Raw genomic sequence first — 16,212 nt, forward strand, 5'->3', positions numbered from 1 at the left:
ATGACGCGTAAATCCCTCCGAAGTATTCGCAAATCCCTGGCCTTCGTGACGGCCGTGGGCATGCTGGGCCTGACCGCGGCCTGCTCCAGCCCCTCATCAAACCAGCCCGAAGACGGGCCCGTGGAGATCCGCTTTTCGTGGTGGGGCAATGCGTCCCGCGCCGAACTGACCAACAAGGCAATCCAGGAATTCGAGGCCGCCAACCCCAATATCAAGGTCAAGCCCGAGTACGGCGACATCAGTGGCTACTTCGACAAACTGGCTACGCAAGTGGCTGCCAACGATGCTCCCGATGTGATCACCATGGGTGGTGCCTACCCGGCCGAATACGCCAACCGGGGTGCTCTCCTGGATCTGTCAAAGGTCCAAGGCTCGCTGGATCTGTCGAAGCTGGACCAGGGCGCCCTGGAAAACGGTCAGGTCCAGGGCAAGCAGTATGGTGTCTCCACAGGTGCCAACGCGCTGGCGGTTGTAGTGAATCCTGCTGTCTTCCAGGCAGCCGGCGTAGCCGTCCCGGATGACAGCAGCTGGTCCTGGGACGACTTCGCCAAGACCGCCTCGGAAGTGACGGCCAAGAGTCCCAAGGGAACGTACGGCACGGCCACCGTCCTCACGCACGACTCCCTGGACGCCTTCGCCCGTCAACGCGGCAAGTCCCTGTACACCCAGGATGGTCAGCTGGGGCTCGACAAGGACACTGTGCAGGACTACTTCGACTTCTCGCTGAAGCTCAGCGAATCCGGCGCGGCCCCCAGCGCTTCGGAGACCGTGGAGAAGCTCAATGTCAGCACGGAGCAGACGCTGATGGGCCTGGGGCAGGCTGGCATGATGCTTACCTGGAGCAACTCCCTTTCAGCACTGAGCAAGGCTTCCGGCGCGGAGCTGAAGCTGCTCAAGCTCCCGGGCGAAACTCCCACCCCGGGCATCTGGCTCCAGTCTTCGCAGTTCTACACGATTTCGGCCCGCAGCAAGCACACTGATGCCGCCGCCAAACTGGTGAGCTTCCTGGTCAACAACGAGGCCGCCGCCAAGATCATCCAGAGCGACCGCGGGGTGCCCAGCAACCCGGGCATGCGCACGGCCATCCAGGACCTGCTCACTCCCCAAGGCAAGGTTGAGGCCGCCTACATTGACCAGATCGGCAAGATGGACTTCGCGCCGACGTTCATCGGCCCCACCGGTTCCACGGCGGTTTCGGAGATCACTGCGCGCATCAACACCGATGTCCTGTTCAAGCGCCTGACTCCTGAGAAGGCTGCCGAGCAGTGGCTCAGCGAGAGCAAAGCGGCCATCGGCAAGTAGCCAGGAGCAACGCGGGGTCACTTTTGGCCCGTCCAGGGGTGGAACACGGGCCACAAGTGACCCCGCGTTGCTTTAGGAGACTTCCAGGTAGGGGTCGGCCCACGCGCCGATGATCCGCGCCACGCGCGCAGCCTGGCCCTTCCCCGTGAGGAGGTGCTCGCTGCCCTCCAGGGAGATGAAACTCCGCGGGTGCCGGGCGGTTTGGAAGATCTCGCTGGCGTTGTCGATACCCACCGTATTGTCCGTGGGGGAGTGCATCACCATCAGCGGCTTGTGGAGCGTCCGGATGCAGTCGCGCAGGTCAGCGCTTTCGACATCCTCCACAAAGTGGCGGCGAACCTCCATCGGACGCCCTCCCAGGTCAACCACGGCGCTGCCGTCGCGCAGGATGGAGTCGATCTCGGTGTCGAACATGTGCTCGACGTGCTTGGGCTCGTAGGGCGCCGCCACGGTCACGACAGCGTTGAGGCCGGGGATGTCGCGGGCAGCGGCGAGGACGGCTGCGCCACCGAAGGAATGACCCACCAGCAGGGAAATCGCGCGTCCCTGCTCACGCATGAAGGCTGCGGCCAGGATTGTGTCGGCCACCTTGACGCTGAACGAGCCGGCGGACCATTCGCCACCCGAGCCGCCAAGTCCGAGGTTGTCGAACCGGAGCATCCCTACTCCCTGCTCAGCCAGGCCCTTGCAGATCCGTGAAGCGGCCGGGCTGTCCTTACCCAGGGTAAGACCATGCGAGTAGAGGCCCCAGCCGCGGACCGGTCCCTCGGGCACGTCCACAATTCCGGCCAGCGTATCGCCGGTGCTTCCCGTGAAGGTGATCTTCTCAGAGCGTGACACGCTGGTCTCCTTGCGTTGCGATGTGTGGTTGCGGGAGTTGATTAACGACGACGGCGCCCCTCACCTGCAGAGGTGAGCGGCGCCGTCGACGTGCTGTTCTTCGAGGAACGGCTGGTTAGATCTTGCGGGCCAGGATGGCTTGCTTGACCTCAGCGATTGCCTTGGTCACCTGGATGCCGCGGGGGCATGCTTCCGAGCAGTTGAAGGTGGTACGGCAGCGCCACACGCCTTCTTTGTCGTTGAGGATCTCAAGGCGCATGTCGCCGGCGTCATCACGGGAATCGAAGATGAAGCGGTGTGCGTTGACGATTGCTGCCGGGCCGAAGTACTGGCCATCGGTCCAGAAGACCGGGCAGGACGAGGTGCAGGCTGCGCAGAGGATGCACTTGGTGGTGTCGTCAAAACGCTCACGGTCCTCAACGGACTGCAGGCGCTCCTTGGTGGGCTCGTGGCCCTTGTTGATCAGGAAGGGCATGACCTCGCGGAAGGACTGGAAGAAGGGTTCCATGTCCACGATCAGGTCCTTCTCCACTGGGAGGCCCTTGATCGGCTCGACGGTGATGGGCTTGGACGTGTCCAGGTCCTTCAGCAGCGTCTTGCAGGCGAGGCGGTTGCGGCCGTTGATGCGCATGGCGTCGGATCCACAGACGCCGTGGGCGCAGGAGCGACGGAAGGAGACGCTGCCGTCGATTTCCCACTTGACCTTGTGCAGGGCGTCCAGCACACGGTCCGTGCCGTACATGGTCAGCTTGTAGTCGTCCCAGCGCGCTTCTTCCGAGATCTCGGGGTCGTAGCGGCGCACGCGGAGCGTGATGTGGAACGTGGGAATTTCACCGTCGCCGGCAACACTCGCCGGAAGCTCGATCTTTGATGCGGGCTCTGCCATTTCGGTCGTCATTAGTACTTACGCTCCATCGGCTCGTAACGGGTGAAGATCACGGGCTTCGTCTCCAGACGGATGCCCGCAACGGATTCCGCCGAGGAGGCGGCAGTGACGGACGTGTCCAGGTAAGCCATGGAGTGCTTCATGAACTTCTCGTCGTCGCGGTCCGGGAAGTCCTCGCGGTAGTGGCCACCGCGGGACTCTTCACGGTGCAGAGCACCGACGGTCATGACCTTGGCCATGTCCAGCAGGAAGCCCAGCTCCACTGCTTCCAGGAGGTCCAGGTTAAAGCGCTTGCCCTTGTCCTGGACGGTGACGTTCTTGTACCGCTCTTCGAAGGATGCGATGTCGCGAAGGACCTGCTCCAGGGATTCCTTGGTACGGAACACCTGCATGTTGGCGTCCATGGTGTCCTGCAGTTCCTTGCGGATCTGGGCAACACGCTCGGTGCCGGTGCCGCTGAGCAGGCCATCCAGGATGCCGCGGGTCATTGCTTCCGGGTCCTCGGGCAGCTCGACGAAGTCGGCCGTCTTGGAGTACTCGGCAGCTGCAATGCCTGCACGCTTGCCGAAGACATTGATGTCCAGGAGCGAGTTGGTGCCAAGCCGGTTGGAGCCGTGCACAGAAACACAGGCAACCTCACCGGCGGCGTACAGTCCGGGAACGATCGTGTCGTTGTCCTGGAGTACCTCGGTGGTGATGTTGGTGGGAATGCCGCCCATGGCGTAGTGCGCGGTGGGGAACACGGGGACGGGATCGGTGAACGGTTCCACACCCAGGTAGGTGCGGGCGAACTCCGTGATGTCCGGGAGCTTGGCTTCGATGTGGGCCGGCTCGAGGTGGGTCAGGTCCAGGAGGACGTAGTCCTTGTTCGGACCACAACCGCGGCCCTCACGCACCTCGTTGGCCATGGCGCGGGCCACGATGTCACGGGGAGCGAGGTCCTTGATGGTGGGGGCGTAGCGCTCCATGAAGCGCTCACCTTCCGAGTTACGCAGGATGGCACCTTCACCGCGTGCACCTTCGGTGAGGAGGATGCCCAGGCCTGCAAGACCTGTCGGGTGGAACTGGAAGAACTCCATGTCTTCCAGCGGAATGCCGCGGCGGAAGGCGATGCCCATGCCGTCGCCCGTGAGGGTGTGGGCGTTGGATGTGGTCTTGAAGACCTTGCCCGCGCCGCCGGAGGCGAACACGACGGACTTGGCCTGGAAGACGTGCAGCTCGCCCGAGGCGAGGTCGTAGGAGACCACACCGGCGACACGCTTCTGCTTGTACGGCGTGCCGTCTTCGCGGACGGCGTCTTCCTCGACGATCAGCAGGTCAAGGACGTAGTACTCGTTGTAGAACTCAACGTTGTGCTTGACGCAGTTTTGGTACAGGGTCTGCAGGATCATGTGGCCCGTGCGGTCGGCTGCATAGCAAGCGCGACGGACAGGAGCCTTGCCGTGGTCACGGGTGTGGCCACCGAAGCGGCGCTGGTCGATGCGCCCTTCAGGCGTGCGGTTGAATGGCAGACCCATCTTTTCCAGGTCCAGCACGGCGTCAATGGCTTCCTTCGCCATGACCTCGGCTGCGTCCTGGTCAACCAGGTAGTCGCCACCCTTGATGGTGTCGAAGGTGTGCCATTCCCAGTTGTCTTCTTCGACGTTGGCCAGTGCTGCGCACATACCACCCTGGGCCGCACCGGTGTGCGAGCGGGTGGGGTAGAGCTTGGTCAGTACCGCTGTGCGTGCACGCTGACCGGACTCGATCGCGGCGCGCATGCCGGCGCCACCTGCACCGACAATGACGACGTCGTACTTATGGACCTGCATACCAGATGCTCTCTCTTTCAAAAATTCAGATGGTCGGCGGAGGCTGCTCCGCTACGTCAGGCGGGCCGGCAAGCCGGCCACGCCAATGCGGCACGGGCCGCTACGGGGCCGGGCAGAATCCGCCAGGAAGCTGAACGCCGTCGACGACGGGGCACGGGTTGAACGTGAAGATCACCAGGGTGCCGAGGATGATGATGACCAGCGTGGCTGCGTAGAGAACCATCTTGAGCCAGAAGCGCGTGGAATCCTTCTCGGCGTAATCGTTGATGATGGTGCGGACACCGTTGGTGCCGTGCAGCATGGCAAGCCACAGCATGGCCAGGTCCCAGAACTGCCAGAAGGGATCGGCCCACTTGCCGGCGACGAAACCGAAATCGATGGCGTGGATGCCTTCGCCTACCAGCAGGTTAACGAAGAGGTGGCCGAAGATCAGCACCACCAGGACGATGCCGGAGAGGCGCATGAAGAGCCAGGCAATCATCTCGAAGTTGCCACGGCTGGAGCCGGTGCGGTTGTACTTCGGGGCGATCTTTCCGCTGCGCGGAGATTCGATGGTTGTCATGGCTTAGTGGCCTCCCAGCGCGAGGGAAAGGTGGCGGATGGCGAAGCCGGCGAACGTGACCAGCCACAGCGCAAGCACGACCCAGAGCATCTGGCGCTGGTACTTTGCGCCCTTCTTCCAGAAGTCGATCGCGATCACACGCAGGCCATTGAAGGCGTGGAAGATGATCGCGGCGACCAGGCCCGTTTCCCCCAGGGCCATGAGGGGGTTCTTGTAAGCACCAATGACGGCCGTGTAGGCCTCAGGGGACACGCGCACCAATGAGGTGTCCAACACATGGACCAACAAGAAGAAAAAGATCACTACACCGGTAATACGATGTCCAACCCAGGACCACATGCCTTCACGGCCGCGGTACAAGGTGCCAGCTGGTTTTGTCGGCACTGATTAAACCTTCCTGCAACACAGCGGCGCTGGCATGGGATCCACGCGGGGGGAACGCCTGCTGCGAGAGCACTCGTAGCTCACGCCTAAATCTAGGCTTCGCTCACAGCATATTCAATTTAGGACGGGCTTCTCTGCTTGTTAATTCCATGTTTCCTGCCCGGATTCAGGCGATTTTGGATACTGTCTGAGACGAACGCCACATGCGTGGCGTTCTGCGGAGCTTACCGCTTGCGTCGGATAAAGTGTTGCGGTGAGTACAGAAGACGCGAAATACCCGGAATCGCCCATGAACCGCTTCCATGCGGTTATTCCGGCGGGCGGTGTGGGGACCCGGCTATGGCCGCTCTCGCGTGCCGCCGCGCCTAAGTTCCTGCACGACCTGACCGGGTCCGGCAGCACCTTGTTGAGGGCTACCTACGACCGCCTGGAGCCACTGGCCGGCGAACGCGTACTGGTAGTGACGGGCGAGGCCCACCGTGCGGCTGTCTGCCGCCAGCTCCCGGAAGTTGGGGACGACGAATTGGTGCTCGAAAGCGAGCCCAAGGATTCAGGTGCGGCGATCGGCCTGGCCGCTGCCATCCTTTACCGCCGCGATCCGGAGACCATCATGGGGTCCTTCGCCGCTGACCACGTGATCAGCCCCGACGACCTGTTCCAGGAGACTGTCCGGGAGGCGATCTACACCGCAGCCACGGGCAAGATTGTCACCATCGGCATCAAGCCCACCCACGCCTCCACGGGCTTCGGCTACATCCGTTCGGGCGCTGCGCTCAACGTTGACGGCGCTCCGAACGCGCTGGCGGTGGCCGAATTCGTGGAGAAGCCCAGCCAGGAAGTTGCCAATAAGTACGTCGAAGCAGGGGACTACGTTTGGAACGCAGGCATGTTCGTGGCTCCCGTCGCGTTGATGCTCAAGCACCTCGAGGCCAACCAGCCCGTACTCTTCGCCGGCCTCCAGGAGATCGCCGAGGCCTGGGACACCCCGCAGCGGGCTGAGGTTACCGCCCGTGTGTGGCCCACCCTGCCCAAGATTGCGATTGACTATGCAGTAGCCGAGCCCGCAGCGGCAGCCGGCGACGTCGCCGTTGTGCCTGGCACCTTCCGGTGGGACGACGTTGGTGACTTTGCCGCGATCGGTCGCCTGAACAACGCCGGCGACGTCGACGAAGTGACGGTTCTCGGCGAGGGCGCACGCGTGTTCGCGGAGGATGCCAGCGGCGTGGTGGTTTCGGACACCAAGCGTGTGATCGCCCTGATCGGTATCAAAGACGTGGTCATCGTGGACACCCCGGATGCCCTGTTGGTCACCACGAAAGAGCATGCCCAACTGGTGAAAGGCACCGTTGACGCCCTGAAAGCCAGCGGCGACACGGACGTCCTGTAGCCCGAGCCTTATACCGTGAGCCACCTCTTTGCTTGTCCTGCGTCTGAACGCGGCGTAACCAAGAGGTGGCTTTCGGTCTTCGGGAGCCCCGGATGGCTAGAGTTGTGACGTGCGCAATTACACGACTGAAACCGAGCCCGCCCCCGTTGTGAGTCCCTGGGTTGATGAACTGCTCCCCGGGCTCATTGAGTTCCGCCGGGACCTCCATGCGCACCCGGAACTGTCGTTCAAGGAATTCCGCACCACGGACAAACTGGTGGAGCGGCTCGAAGCAGCCGGACTCAAGCCGCGCCGGCTCGAAGGAACCGGGCTCACCGTCGACGTGGGGGAGGGTCCCATCGCCACGGCTCTTCGCGGGGACATTGACGCTTTGCCGATCATCGAGGAAACCGGCCTGCCGTTCGCCTCCAAGAACCACGGCGTGACGCATGCCTGCGGACATGATGTCCACACCACTGCGATGCTTGGCATTGCCCTGACACTCCAGCGGATGCACAAGAACAACCCGCTGGGCGGCACGGTGCGGATCATTTTCCAGCCTGCCGAGGAAACGATGCCCGGCGGCGCGTTGTCCTGCATCGAGCAGGGGGTGCTTGAGGGCGTGCCGCGCATCCTGGCACTGCACTGCGACCCGAGGATCAACGTGGGCCAGATCGGCACGCGCATCGGCGCCATCACGTCAGCGTCGGACACCATCAAAATCGAGCTCTCCGGCCGCGGCGGCCACACCTCCAGGCCGCACCTGACCGAGGACCTGGTGTTCGCGTTGGCCCAGATAGCGGTGAATGTTCCCGCAGTGCTGTCCCGCAGGGTGGACGTCCGCAGCGGCGTCTCCGTGGTGTGGGGACAGATTTCGGCAGGTTCGGCGCCGAACGCCATTCCCGGTACGGGCTACATGGCCGGCACCATGCGTTGCCTGGACCGCGATGCCTGGCACAGTGCGGGCGAGTTGCTGGACGACGTCGTCCGGCAGGTCGCTGCGCCCTACGGCGTGGACGTGCACCTGGAGCACACCCGCGGCGTGCCTCCCGTGGTGAACTCCGAGCATGAGACGGCCCTCATCGAAGCCTCTGCCCGCGCGGAACTGGGGGAGAACGCTGTTGTGCTCACCCCGCAGTCCATGGGCGGCGAAGACTTTGCGTGGTTCCTGGCGGACCTGCCCGGCGCCATGATGCGCCTGGGTACGCACACCCCCGGCGGCGAGGAATACGATCTTCACCGCGGCGACTTCATCGTTGATGAGCGCGCCCTTGGCTACGCTGTCCGCGTCCTCACTGCGGCTGCACTCCGTACCATCCGCGACCTTCCCCAGTAGTCCAACCGGGGGACAGCAGATGTCCCGTTGAGCCCTCTTTGGAGCATTCGCTGTCCCCTGCTTGGGCAGCCTGCCTCCAATTGAGTTGTGCACAATTGAATTGTGCACTATCGTTTTATCCATGAGTGATGCACCCCGCCTCCGGCACCAGGTCTGCTTTGCGCTGTACTCGGCATCAAAGGCCGCGACGGCGGTCTACCGCCCCGTCCTCGACGACCTCGGCCTGACCTACCCGCAGTACCTGGTGATGCTGGTGTTGTGGGAGCAGGAGCCGCGAAGCGTCCGGGAACTCGGTGCCGAACTGGGGCTGGATTCCGGAACATTGTCGCCGTTGCTAAAACGGCTTGAAGGCCTGGGGCTCGTTGAGCGGAAACGCTCCGCCGAGGACGAACGCCGCGTGGATGTGGTCCTGACCGACGCCGGAACAGCGCTGAGCGCCAAGGCCCAGGCAGTGCCCCAACGGTTGGCCGACGCTGCCGGACTTTCCGCAGCCGAAATCGAGCAGCTCCACGCAACCCTCGGCAAGCTCACCGCAGCCCTGAACAGCTCACTTTGAGGCCCTGAACAGCTCACTCTGAGGCACTGAACAGCTCACTCTGAATTTTTCCAAGCCATCCCATTCCCGAAGAGAAACGGAAACACCATGAAGACTCTCTACACAGCGGAGGCGCTTGCCTCCGGCGAAGGCCGTGACGGCAACGCCCGCACCAAGGACGGCAAGCTGGATGTAGCCCTCGCCAGCCCGGTGGAACTCGGTGGCAACGGCCAGGGAACCAACCCCGAGCAGCTTTTCGCAGCCGGCTATGCAGCCTGCTTCCACTCGGCGCTGCGGCTGGTTGGCCGCAAGGAGCGTGCCGACGTCAGCGACTCCGCCGTTGCGGCGAAGATCCACTTTGGCGCGCTGACCGACAGCGAAGGTTACGGCCTCGCTGCCGAACTCGAGATCGCCTTGCCTGCCCTGGACCGCGAAACCGCCGAAGCCCTGATGGCCAAGGCGCACCAGATCTGCCCCTACTCCAACGCCACCCGCGGCAACATGAACGTTGACCTCAAGCTCGTGGAGTTCGCAGCATGAGCGCCGTAGCAGGCACCCCGGTGCAGACCCGCGAAATCCACCTTGCCTCCCGCCCCGTCGGCCGTCCGGCGCCGGAGAACTTCCGTCTGGCACAGGCTGAACTGCCGGAGCTCGCTGAAGGCCAGCTCCTGGTGAAGAACCAGTTCATGTCCGTGGATCCCTACATGCGCGGCCGGATGAACGACGTCAAGTCGTACTCGGCGCCGTTCCGCCTCGATGCAGCGCTCGACGGCGGTGCCGTAGGCGAGGTGATCGCGTCCCGTTCGGACGCGCACAAGGTGGGTGACGTCGTCGTGCATCAACTGGGGTGGCGCGAACACGCGGTGGTTGACGCTGCGGCCACCACGCCGGTGCCGGGCGGACTCGCTCCCACCTCGGCCTTCCTCGGCGCGCTGGGCATGACCGGCCTCACGGCCTATGCCGGCCTGCTGAAGGTTGCCGAGTTCAAAGAGGGCGACGTCGTGTTCGTCTCCGGAGCGGCCGGTGCCGTCGGTTCCATGGTGGGCCAGATTGCCAAGGCCATGGGCGCCTCCAAGGTCATCGGCAGCGCCGGTTCGCCGGAAAAGGTCGCACGGCTGCTGGAACTGGGCTTCGACTCCGCGTTCAACTACAACGATGGTCCCGTCCTCGAGCAGCTCCAGGAAGCTGCAGGGGAGCGCGGCATCGATGTGTACTTCGACAACGTTGGCGGGGAACACCTCGAGGCCGCCCTGGCAACGCTCACGGTAGGCGGACGCGTGGCAATGTGCGGCGCGATCGCCCAGTACAACTCCACTGAACCTCCGGCAGCGCCGCGGAACATGGCAGTGGCGATCGGCAAGCAGCTGACCCTTCGCGGGTTCCTCGTCGGCGGGCAGCGCCAGCATGCTGCCGAGTTTGCTCAAAAGATGGCCGGATGGCTTGCCGACGGCACCATCAGCTACGACGAGACGATCGTCGACGGCTTGGAAAATGCGCCCAAGGCGTTCATTGATTTGCTGGATGGAGCGAACACAGGAAAGATGCTCGTCCGCCTGTGATGCGACAGTAGCCGGGTGTGACTTGCACACCCGGCTACTGCTTGGTAACAAAAAGTCAACAATCTGAGCGGCAGGCCGCCTTTGTGCTATCCGGGTGTGTTCCAGGCCACTAGGGTGGTGTCATCAATGCGCTTCGGCGCAGCTGCGAGCATCAGTGAAAACAGAATTTCTGCCTCAGGTATAGGAAACGGACACTCATTGACCATCCGTCGTAGCGCCAATCACTTTCTTCCTGGAGGAAAATTGAAGAAACCACTGCGTGCCACCCTGAAGCGCGGTTCAATGGCCGGTGTTGCAACCGTCGGCGCAGCAGCGCTCCTGCTGACCGGCTGTGGCCAGGCCCCCGACGCCGGATCCGGCGCCGCCACCAAGAGCGACTTCCTCGGATGCATCGTTTCCGACTCCGGCGGATTCGACGACCAGTCGTTTAACCAGTCCTCCTTCGAGGGACTGAAGAAGGCCGAAGCAGATCTGGGCATCCAGACCAAGTCGGCCGAATCCAAGGCGAACAGCGACTTTGAGACCAACCTCAACGGCATGGTCTCCGCAGGCTGCAACCTGACTGTCACGGTGGGCTTCCTCTTGGGCGACGCCACCAAGGCCGCTGCCGAAAAGAACACCGACAAGCACTTCGCGATCATCGACTTCGCGTACGACGCCCCGATCGCCAACGTCAAGCCCGTCGTGTACGACACCGCCCAGGCTGCATACCTTGCGGGCTACGCCGCTGCTGCAACCACCAAGACCGGCAAGGTGGGAACCTTCGGCGGCATCAAGATCCCCACGGTGACGATCTTCATGGATGGTTTCTACGACGGCGTCCAGGCCTACAACAAGGCCAAGAACAAGAACGTCCAGGTTGTCGGCTGGGACAAGAACACCCAGGACGGCTCCTTCACCGGCGACTTCGAGAAGCAGGACACCGGCAAGCAGGTCACCATCAACCTCCTGGACCAGGGCGCGGACATCGTCATGCCCGTCGCCGGTCCGGTTGGCAAAGGTGCCGGTGCCGCGCTTAAGGAAGCCAAAGCCGCCGGTAAGGACGTCAAGCTGATCTGGGTTGACTCCGACGGCTACCTGACGGCTCCCGAATACAAGGACCTCATGCTGACCTCCGTGGTCAAGCAGATGGGCGAGGCCGTCGAAACCGTGGTGAAGGACGACAAGGACGGCAAGTTCAGCAACAAAGCCTACGTTGGCACGTTGGAGAACGACGGCGTGGCCATTGCCCCGTTCCACGATCTCGACTCGGCTGTTTCTGCAGAAACCAAGTCCGAACTTGACGCTCTGAAGGCGGATATCGTCTCCGGCAAGCTCGTGGTCGAATCGAAGGCAAGCCCCAAGAAGTAAGCAATTCCCGGACGCGCCGCCAGTACCGAGCCCCGGTACTGGCGGCGCGTTTTTGCCCTGACTAGGCTGAACCCAAAGCTCGTTGCTTTGGAGCTGTTCAGCTGTCCCTCGGACTCACAGAACGGTGGGAGTTGTGAAACTCGAATTGAAGGGGATCTCGAAAGCCTTCGGGACCTTCTACGCCAACCAAGACATCGACCTCGTGGTCGAATCCGGCCAGATCCACTGCCTTCTAGGCGAAAACGGTGCCGGCAAATCAACCCTCATGAACGTGCTGTACGGGCTCTACGAGCCCACCGCCGGCCAGATCCTGGTAGATGACCAACCCGTCAACTTCCGCGGCCCCGGCGATGCCATGGCGGCGGGCATCGGCATGGTGCACCAGCACTTCATGCTGGTCCCGGTCTTCACGGTCGCCGAGAACGTTGCGCTCGGTGCTGAACCGACGTCGTTCGGCGGTGTCCTCAGCATCGATGAAACCCGGAAGAAGATCCGGGAAATCTCCGACAAGTACGGCTTCGACGTCGATCCCGATGCCCTGGTGGAGGACCTCCCCGTGGGCGTCCAGCAGCGCGTGGAGATCATCAAGGCGCTGGTACGGGAAGCCAAGGTCCTCATCTTGGACGAGCCCACAGCCGTGCTCACCCCGCAGGAAACCGATGAGCTCCTGGACATCATGCGCCAGCTCAGAGCCGGCGGCACGTCCATCGTCTTCATTTCGCACAAGCTGCGGGAAGTGAAGGCTGTTTCCGACGTCATTACCGTGGTCCGCCGCGGCAAAGTGGTAGGCGACGCCCCTCCTACGGCATCGGCCACGGAGCTTGCTTCCATGATGGTGGGCCGGCCGGTCAGCCTGAGCCTGAACAAGGCTGCCGCGCAGCCGAAGGAAACCACGTTCGTCGTCGAAAACCTCACTGTCCGCGCCGCAAACGGCACCAACGTCGTGGACGGCATCAGCTTCGATATCGCCCAAGGTGAGATCCTCGCCGTCGCCGGTGTCCAGGGCAACGGCCAAACGGAACTGACGGAAGCCATCCTCGGCATCCAGGAACATGTCACAGGTTCGGTGGTCCTGGACGGGAAGCAGCTTCTCGGACTGCCCGTCAAGGAAGTCCTGCGTTCCGGCGTCGGCTTCGTTCCTGAAGACCGTACCGTGGACGGCCTGGTGGGCCCGTTCTCCGTGGCCGAAAACCTGGTGCTTGACCTCTACGACCAAGCACCGTTTGCCAGCGGCATCAGCATGAAGCCTGCCAAGGTTGCAGAGCATGCCAAGGCCAAGATCGCGGAATTCGATATCCGTACCCCCTCCGCGGGGTCGGCTGCGGGGACCCTGTCCGGCGGTAACCAGCAAAAAGTGGTCATGGCCAGGGAGCTTTCGCGTCCGCTGCGGTTGTTCATTGCAAGCCAACCCACACGCGGTGTGGACGTCGGTTCCATCGAGTTCCTGCATAAGCGCATCGTCGCCGAGCGGGATGTCGGAACGCCGGTCATGATCGTTTCCACAGAGCTTGATGAAGTCATTGAGCTCGCAGACAGGATAGCCGTGCTCTATAAGGGCAAACTCGTGGGCATCGTCCCGGCGGGAACACCACGCGACACGCTCGGCTTGATGATGGCCGGCGTCGGCCCCGAAGGAGGCTCCGATGACCAGTAGCAGCGACGGGTCCGCCAAGGACCAGAGACCTGAAGAATCCACAGCGGAAGTCCGGGCAGCTGACGTTGCCTTGGATACTGCCGGCGGCGCGTTGGAGCCGTCCATCGTTCCTGTCTCCTCCCAGAGCGGCGAACCGGGGCACCAACAGGGCAACGTCATGCGTCGGATCGTGATGGGCAATGGCTTCGTTTCGGTCCTGGCCGTGATCGTGGCCCTTTTCCTCGGTGGACTGCTGATTGCCAGTACGGACACCCAGGTAGCCAAGACCGCAGGGTACCTGTTCGCCCGCCCCAGCGACTTCCTGAGTGCGCTGTGGTCTGCCATGACGGACAGCTACGTGGCCCTCTTCCAAGGTGCGGTGTTCAACAGCCGCCAGGGGTTCGCTCCGCTGCTTGAAACCATGACAGTGGCGACGCCGCTCATTTGCGCGGGCCTGGGCGTGGCCCTGGCGTTCCGCGCAGGCCTGTTCAACATCGGGGCGCAGGGGCAGATCATCATCAGTGCCACCCTGGCCGCCTATGTTGGTTTCACCTGGCACCTGCCGTTTGGCCTGCACCTCCTCCTGGTGATCATCATGGGTGTCCTCGGTGGCGCCGCATGGGGCGCAATCGTTGGGATCCTTAAGGCCAGGACCGGCGCGCACGAGGTCATCGTGACCATCATGCTGAACTACGTGGCGCTGTTCCTGCTGGACTTCCTCCTGAACACCGCCGCCTTCCGGCGCCCTGGGGACAACAGCCCCATTTCGCCGCGTCTGGATGAATCGGCCACCTATCCGGTGCTGATCCCGGGATCCCGGCTCCACCTGGGCTTCCTGGTGGCCATCGCGCTGACCTATGGCGTGTGGTGGCTGCTGAACCGCTCCACCATCGGTTTCGAATTCCGTGCCGTCGGCGCCAACCCCGTGGCCGCGCGTACGGCCGGGGTGAAGGTGCCACGCGCCACCATCATGGTGATGGCTTTGGCCGGTGCCCTGGCGGCGTTCGGCGGTGTCGCACAGGTTGCGGGCACGGAGAAAGTCCTCACCGGCGGCGTGGCTGCACAGATCGGATTCGACTCCATCACTGTTGCCCTGCTGGGCCGCAGTACACCGTGGGGCACGTTCTTCGCCGGACTGTTGTTCGGGGCTTTCCGTGCCGGTGCCGTGCAGATGCAGATCCAGACGGGAACCCCCATCGACATCGTGCTCGTGGTCCAATCCCTGATCGTCCTGTTCATCGCCGCACCGCCCCTGATCAGGTCGATCTTCCGGCTCGAGGGCAAGAAAAAGAAGAAGAACAAGACACCGAAGGCGGCTCCTGAAGCTGCCCTTGCCAATGCCACCGGAGGTGCCAAATGAGCGCGACAACCACCGCTCCAACGCCCGGGTCCACGGCCCTGCCGGGGTTCCGGCCCTCACTGAAGGTTCCGGTTTCGCTGGGCGTCCTCGCCCTCATCGCGCTGGTGTTCTTTGGCTTCCTGGGCTCGGACAAGACCGCGGAGATGAAAATCAGTGACGCCGGTGACGCCGTTGCCGTTCCTGCCCTCATGATTCCGGGACAGGTGGGCGGCATTGTCTTCGGCATCCTGCTGCTGGCCATGGCTGCCTACTCGATCTACCTCTGGACGCAGGGGGAAAAATCGCCGAAGTGGCTCCCCATTGCCTTTGCCGTGGTCTTTGTCTTCGCCCTCCTGGTGTGGATCGTGGCCGGGGCCCGCCAGCCATCCATCTCATTGGCGGGCCTGGTCGCCGGGTCGGTGACCCTCGCCGTTCCGTTGGTTTTCGGCTCGCTGTCCGGTGTTTTGTGTGAGCGCGTCGGCGTCGTCAACATCGCCATCGAAGGCCAGCTTCTGGGCGGCGCTTTCACGGCGGCGCTCGTAGCCACCATGACCGGCAGCCCGTACATCGGCCTGATTGCGGCTGCTGCCGCCGGCGCGGTGGTGTCCATGGTCCTCGCGGTCTTCAGCATCAAGTACCTCGTCAACCAGATCATCGTCGGCGTGGTGCTCAACGTCCTGGTCTCGGGCCTCACGGGCTTCCTGTACGGCACCCTCATGGTTCCCAACAAGGAGCAGTTCAACACCCCGGGCCGCCTGGACATCCTGCCGATCCCGCTGCTCTCGGATATCCCCATCATCGGGCCCATCCTGTTCGAGCAGTCCATCGCGGGCTACCTCATGTACATCGCAGTGGCCGTGGTGTGGTTCGGCTTGTTCAAGACCCGCTGGGGCTTGCGCGTCCGCGCTGTCGGTGAGCACCCCCAAGCGGCCGATACCCTGGGCATCAACGTCAACGCCACCCGATTCTGGAATGTCACCCTGGGCGGTGCGATCGCCGGTATCGGCGGGGCTGTGTTCACCCTGGTGACCATCGATTCCTTCACCAAGGACATCTCTGGTGGCCGCGGCTTCATTGCCCTCGCTGCCCTGATCTTTGGCCGTTGGAATCCGATCGGCGCGTTCCTGGCGTCGCTGCTCTTTGGTTTCGCGTACAACCTGCAGTCGATCCTGGGCATCATCGGTACCCCGGTGCCCAGCCAGTTCATGGCCATGCTGCCGTACCTGGTGACCATCTTCGCCGTCGCCGGTTTGGTGGGTAAGTCGCGGCCACCGGCCGCAAGCGGCATACCGTACGTGAAGGGTTGACG

15 protein-coding genes are annotated in these 16,212 nt (G+C 63.2%); 10 read left to right on the forward strand and 5 right to left on the reverse strand.

Annotated elements, in window-relative coordinates; translation table 11 throughout:
* Entirely contained in the window at positions 1–1,302 is a 1,302-nt protein-coding gene (locus ACNAOU_RS06050; RefSeq protein ID WP_422758256.1) for an ABC transporter substrate-binding protein, read from the forward strand.
* Between the two features lie 72 nt (positions 1,303–1,374).
* On the opposite strand, the gene ACNAOU_RS06055 is transcribed toward ACNAOU_RS06050, so the two are convergent.
* The 5 genes from ACNAOU_RS06055 to sdhC form a co-directional block, all read right to left on the reverse strand.
* Entirely contained in the window at positions 1,375–2,142 is a 768-nt protein-coding gene (locus ACNAOU_RS06055; protein WP_018777251.1) for an alpha/beta hydrolase family protein, read from the reverse strand.
* 115 nt (positions 2,143–2,257) lie between these two features.
* Positions 2,258–3,040 (reverse strand): succinate dehydrogenase iron-sulfur subunit, encoded by a 783-nt coding sequence (locus ACNAOU_RS06060; protein WP_018777252.1) that lies wholly within the window; start codon positions 3,038–3,040, stop codon positions 2,258–2,260.
* The gene (gene sdhA / locus ACNAOU_RS06065) at positions 3,040–4,839 is read right to left on the reverse strand and encodes a succinate dehydrogenase flavoprotein subunit (RefSeq protein WP_018777253.1); all 1,800 of its coding nucleotides are present in this window, start codon (positions 4,837–4,839) and stop codon (positions 3,040–3,042) included. Before sdhA ends, ACNAOU_RS06060 begins: the two co-directional genes overlap by 1 nt.
* 100 nt (positions 4,840–4,939) lie before the next feature.
* Positions 4,940–5,401, reverse strand: coding sequence for a succinate dehydrogenase hydrophobic membrane anchor subunit (locus ACNAOU_RS06070; RefSeq protein ID WP_017197835.1), 462 nt, complete (start codon positions 5,399–5,401; stop codon positions 4,940–4,942).
* A gap of 3 nt (positions 5,402–5,404) precedes the next feature.
* Positions 5,405–5,740 carry a succinate dehydrogenase, cytochrome b556 subunit gene (gene sdhC, locus ACNAOU_RS06075; protein ID WP_026267095.1) on the reverse strand — a complete coding sequence of 112 codons (336 nt, stop codon included), beginning with the start codon at positions 5,738–5,740 and terminating at the stop codon, positions 5,405–5,407.
* A 334-nt stretch (positions 5,741–6,074) separates the two neighbouring features.
* Here sdhC and ACNAOU_RS06080 point away from each other — a divergent pair, with 334 nt between their 5' ends.
* The 9 genes from ACNAOU_RS06080 to ACNAOU_RS06120 all read left to right on the forward strand — a co-directional run bounded on the left by ACNAOU_RS06080 (position 6,075) and on the right by ACNAOU_RS06120 (position 16,210).
* Positions 6,075–7,172 carry a mannose-1-phosphate guanylyltransferase gene (locus ACNAOU_RS06080; RefSeq protein ID WP_018777255.1) on the forward strand — a complete coding sequence of 366 codons (1,098 nt, stop codon included), beginning with the start codon at positions 6,075–6,077 and terminating at the stop codon, positions 7,170–7,172.
* Positions 7,173–7,281: 109 nt separating this feature from the next.
* Positions 7,282–8,487 (forward strand): amidohydrolase, encoded by a 1,206-nt coding sequence (locus tag ACNAOU_RS06085; protein ID WP_018777256.1) that lies wholly within the window; start codon positions 7,282–7,284, stop codon positions 8,485–8,487.
* 121 nt (positions 8,488–8,608) lie between these two features.
* The gene (locus ACNAOU_RS06090) at positions 8,609–9,043 is read left to right on the forward strand and encodes a MarR family winged helix-turn-helix transcriptional regulator (protein ID WP_039240284.1); all 435 of its coding nucleotides are present in this window, start codon (positions 8,609–8,611) and stop codon (positions 9,041–9,043) included.
* A gap of 87 nt (positions 9,044–9,130) precedes the next feature.
* Entirely contained in the window at positions 9,131–9,562 is a 432-nt protein-coding gene (locus ACNAOU_RS06095; RefSeq protein ID WP_018777258.1) for an organic hydroperoxide resistance protein, read from the forward strand.
* On the forward strand, positions 9,559–10,581 hold the full coding sequence (locus ACNAOU_RS06100) for an NADP-dependent oxidoreductase (protein WP_422758257.1): 1,023 nt from the start codon (positions 9,559–9,561) through the stop codon (positions 10,579–10,581). Before ACNAOU_RS06095 ends, ACNAOU_RS06100 begins: the two co-directional genes overlap by 4 nt.
* A gap of 243 nt (positions 10,582–10,824) precedes the next feature.
* Positions 10,825–11,931: a BMP family lipoprotein gene (locus ACNAOU_RS06105; protein ID WP_018777260.1), complete on the forward strand. Its 1,107-nt coding sequence runs from the start codon at positions 10,825–10,827 to the stop codon at positions 11,929–11,931.
* A gap of 133 nt (positions 11,932–12,064) precedes the next feature.
* Positions 12,065–13,585, forward strand: a complete 1,521-nt coding sequence (locus tag ACNAOU_RS06110) for an ABC transporter ATP-binding protein (RefSeq protein WP_189075912.1) — start codon at positions 12,065–12,067, stop codon at positions 13,583–13,585.
* Entirely contained in the window at positions 13,575–14,924 is a 1,350-nt protein-coding gene (locus ACNAOU_RS06115; protein WP_189075911.1) for an ABC transporter permease, read from the forward strand. The genes ACNAOU_RS06110 and ACNAOU_RS06115 overlap by 11 nt, the downstream gene beginning before the upstream one ends.
* Complete coding sequence (locus ACNAOU_RS06120; protein ID WP_018777263.1) at positions 14,921–16,210, forward strand: ABC transporter permease; 1,290 nt, start codon at positions 14,921–14,923, stop codon at positions 16,208–16,210. Before ACNAOU_RS06115 ends, ACNAOU_RS06120 begins: the two co-directional genes overlap by 4 nt.
* Positions 16,211–16,212 lie beyond the last annotated feature (2 nt).

The organism is Paenarthrobacter sp. C1, from assembly GCF_049315185.1.
Classification (GTDB): domain Bacteria; phylum Actinomycetota; class Actinomycetes; order Actinomycetales; family Micrococcaceae; genus Arthrobacter; species Arthrobacter nicotinovorans.

Excerpts from the sequence above, each read along its gene's own strand:
- ACNAOU_RS06050 (WP_422758256.1), top strand. The coding sequence starts at position 1 with ATGACGCGTAAATCCCTCCGAAGTATTCGCAAATCCCTGGCCTTCGTG.
- ACNAOU_RS06060 (WP_018777252.1), bottom strand. The coding sequence starts at position 3,040 with ATGACGACCGAAATGGCAGAGCCCGCATCAAAGATCGAGCTTCCGGCG.
- sdhA (WP_018777253.1), bottom strand. The coding sequence starts at position 4,839 with ATGCAGGTCCATAAGTACGACGTCGTCATTGTCGGTGCAGGTGGCGCC.
- ACNAOU_RS06070 (WP_017197835.1), bottom strand. The coding sequence starts at position 5,401 with ATGACAACCATCGAATCTCCGCGCAGCGGAAAGATCGCCCCGAAGTAC.
- sdhC (WP_026267095.1), bottom strand. The coding sequence starts at position 5,740 with ATGTGGTCCTGGGTTGGACATCGTATTACCGGTGTAGTGATCTTTTTC.
- ACNAOU_RS06080 (WP_018777255.1), top strand. The coding sequence starts at position 6,075 with ATGAACCGCTTCCATGCGGTTATTCCGGCGGGCGGTGTGGGGACCCGG.
- ACNAOU_RS06090 (WP_039240284.1), top strand. The coding sequence starts at position 8,609 with ATGAGTGATGCACCCCGCCTCCGGCACCAGGTCTGCTTTGCGCTGTAC.
- ACNAOU_RS06095 (WP_018777258.1), top strand. The coding sequence starts at position 9,131 with ATGAAGACTCTCTACACAGCGGAGGCGCTTGCCTCCGGCGAAGGCCGT.
- ACNAOU_RS06100 (WP_422758257.1), top strand. The coding sequence starts at position 9,559 with ATGAGCGCCGTAGCAGGCACCCCGGTGCAGACCCGCGAAATCCACCTT.
- ACNAOU_RS06115 (WP_189075911.1), top strand. The coding sequence starts at position 13,575 with ATGACCAGTAGCAGCGACGGGTCCGCCAAGGACCAGAGACCTGAAGAA.
- ACNAOU_RS06120 (WP_018777263.1), top strand. The coding sequence starts at position 14,921 with ATGAGCGCGACAACCACCGCTCCAACGCCCGGGTCCACGGCCCTGCCG.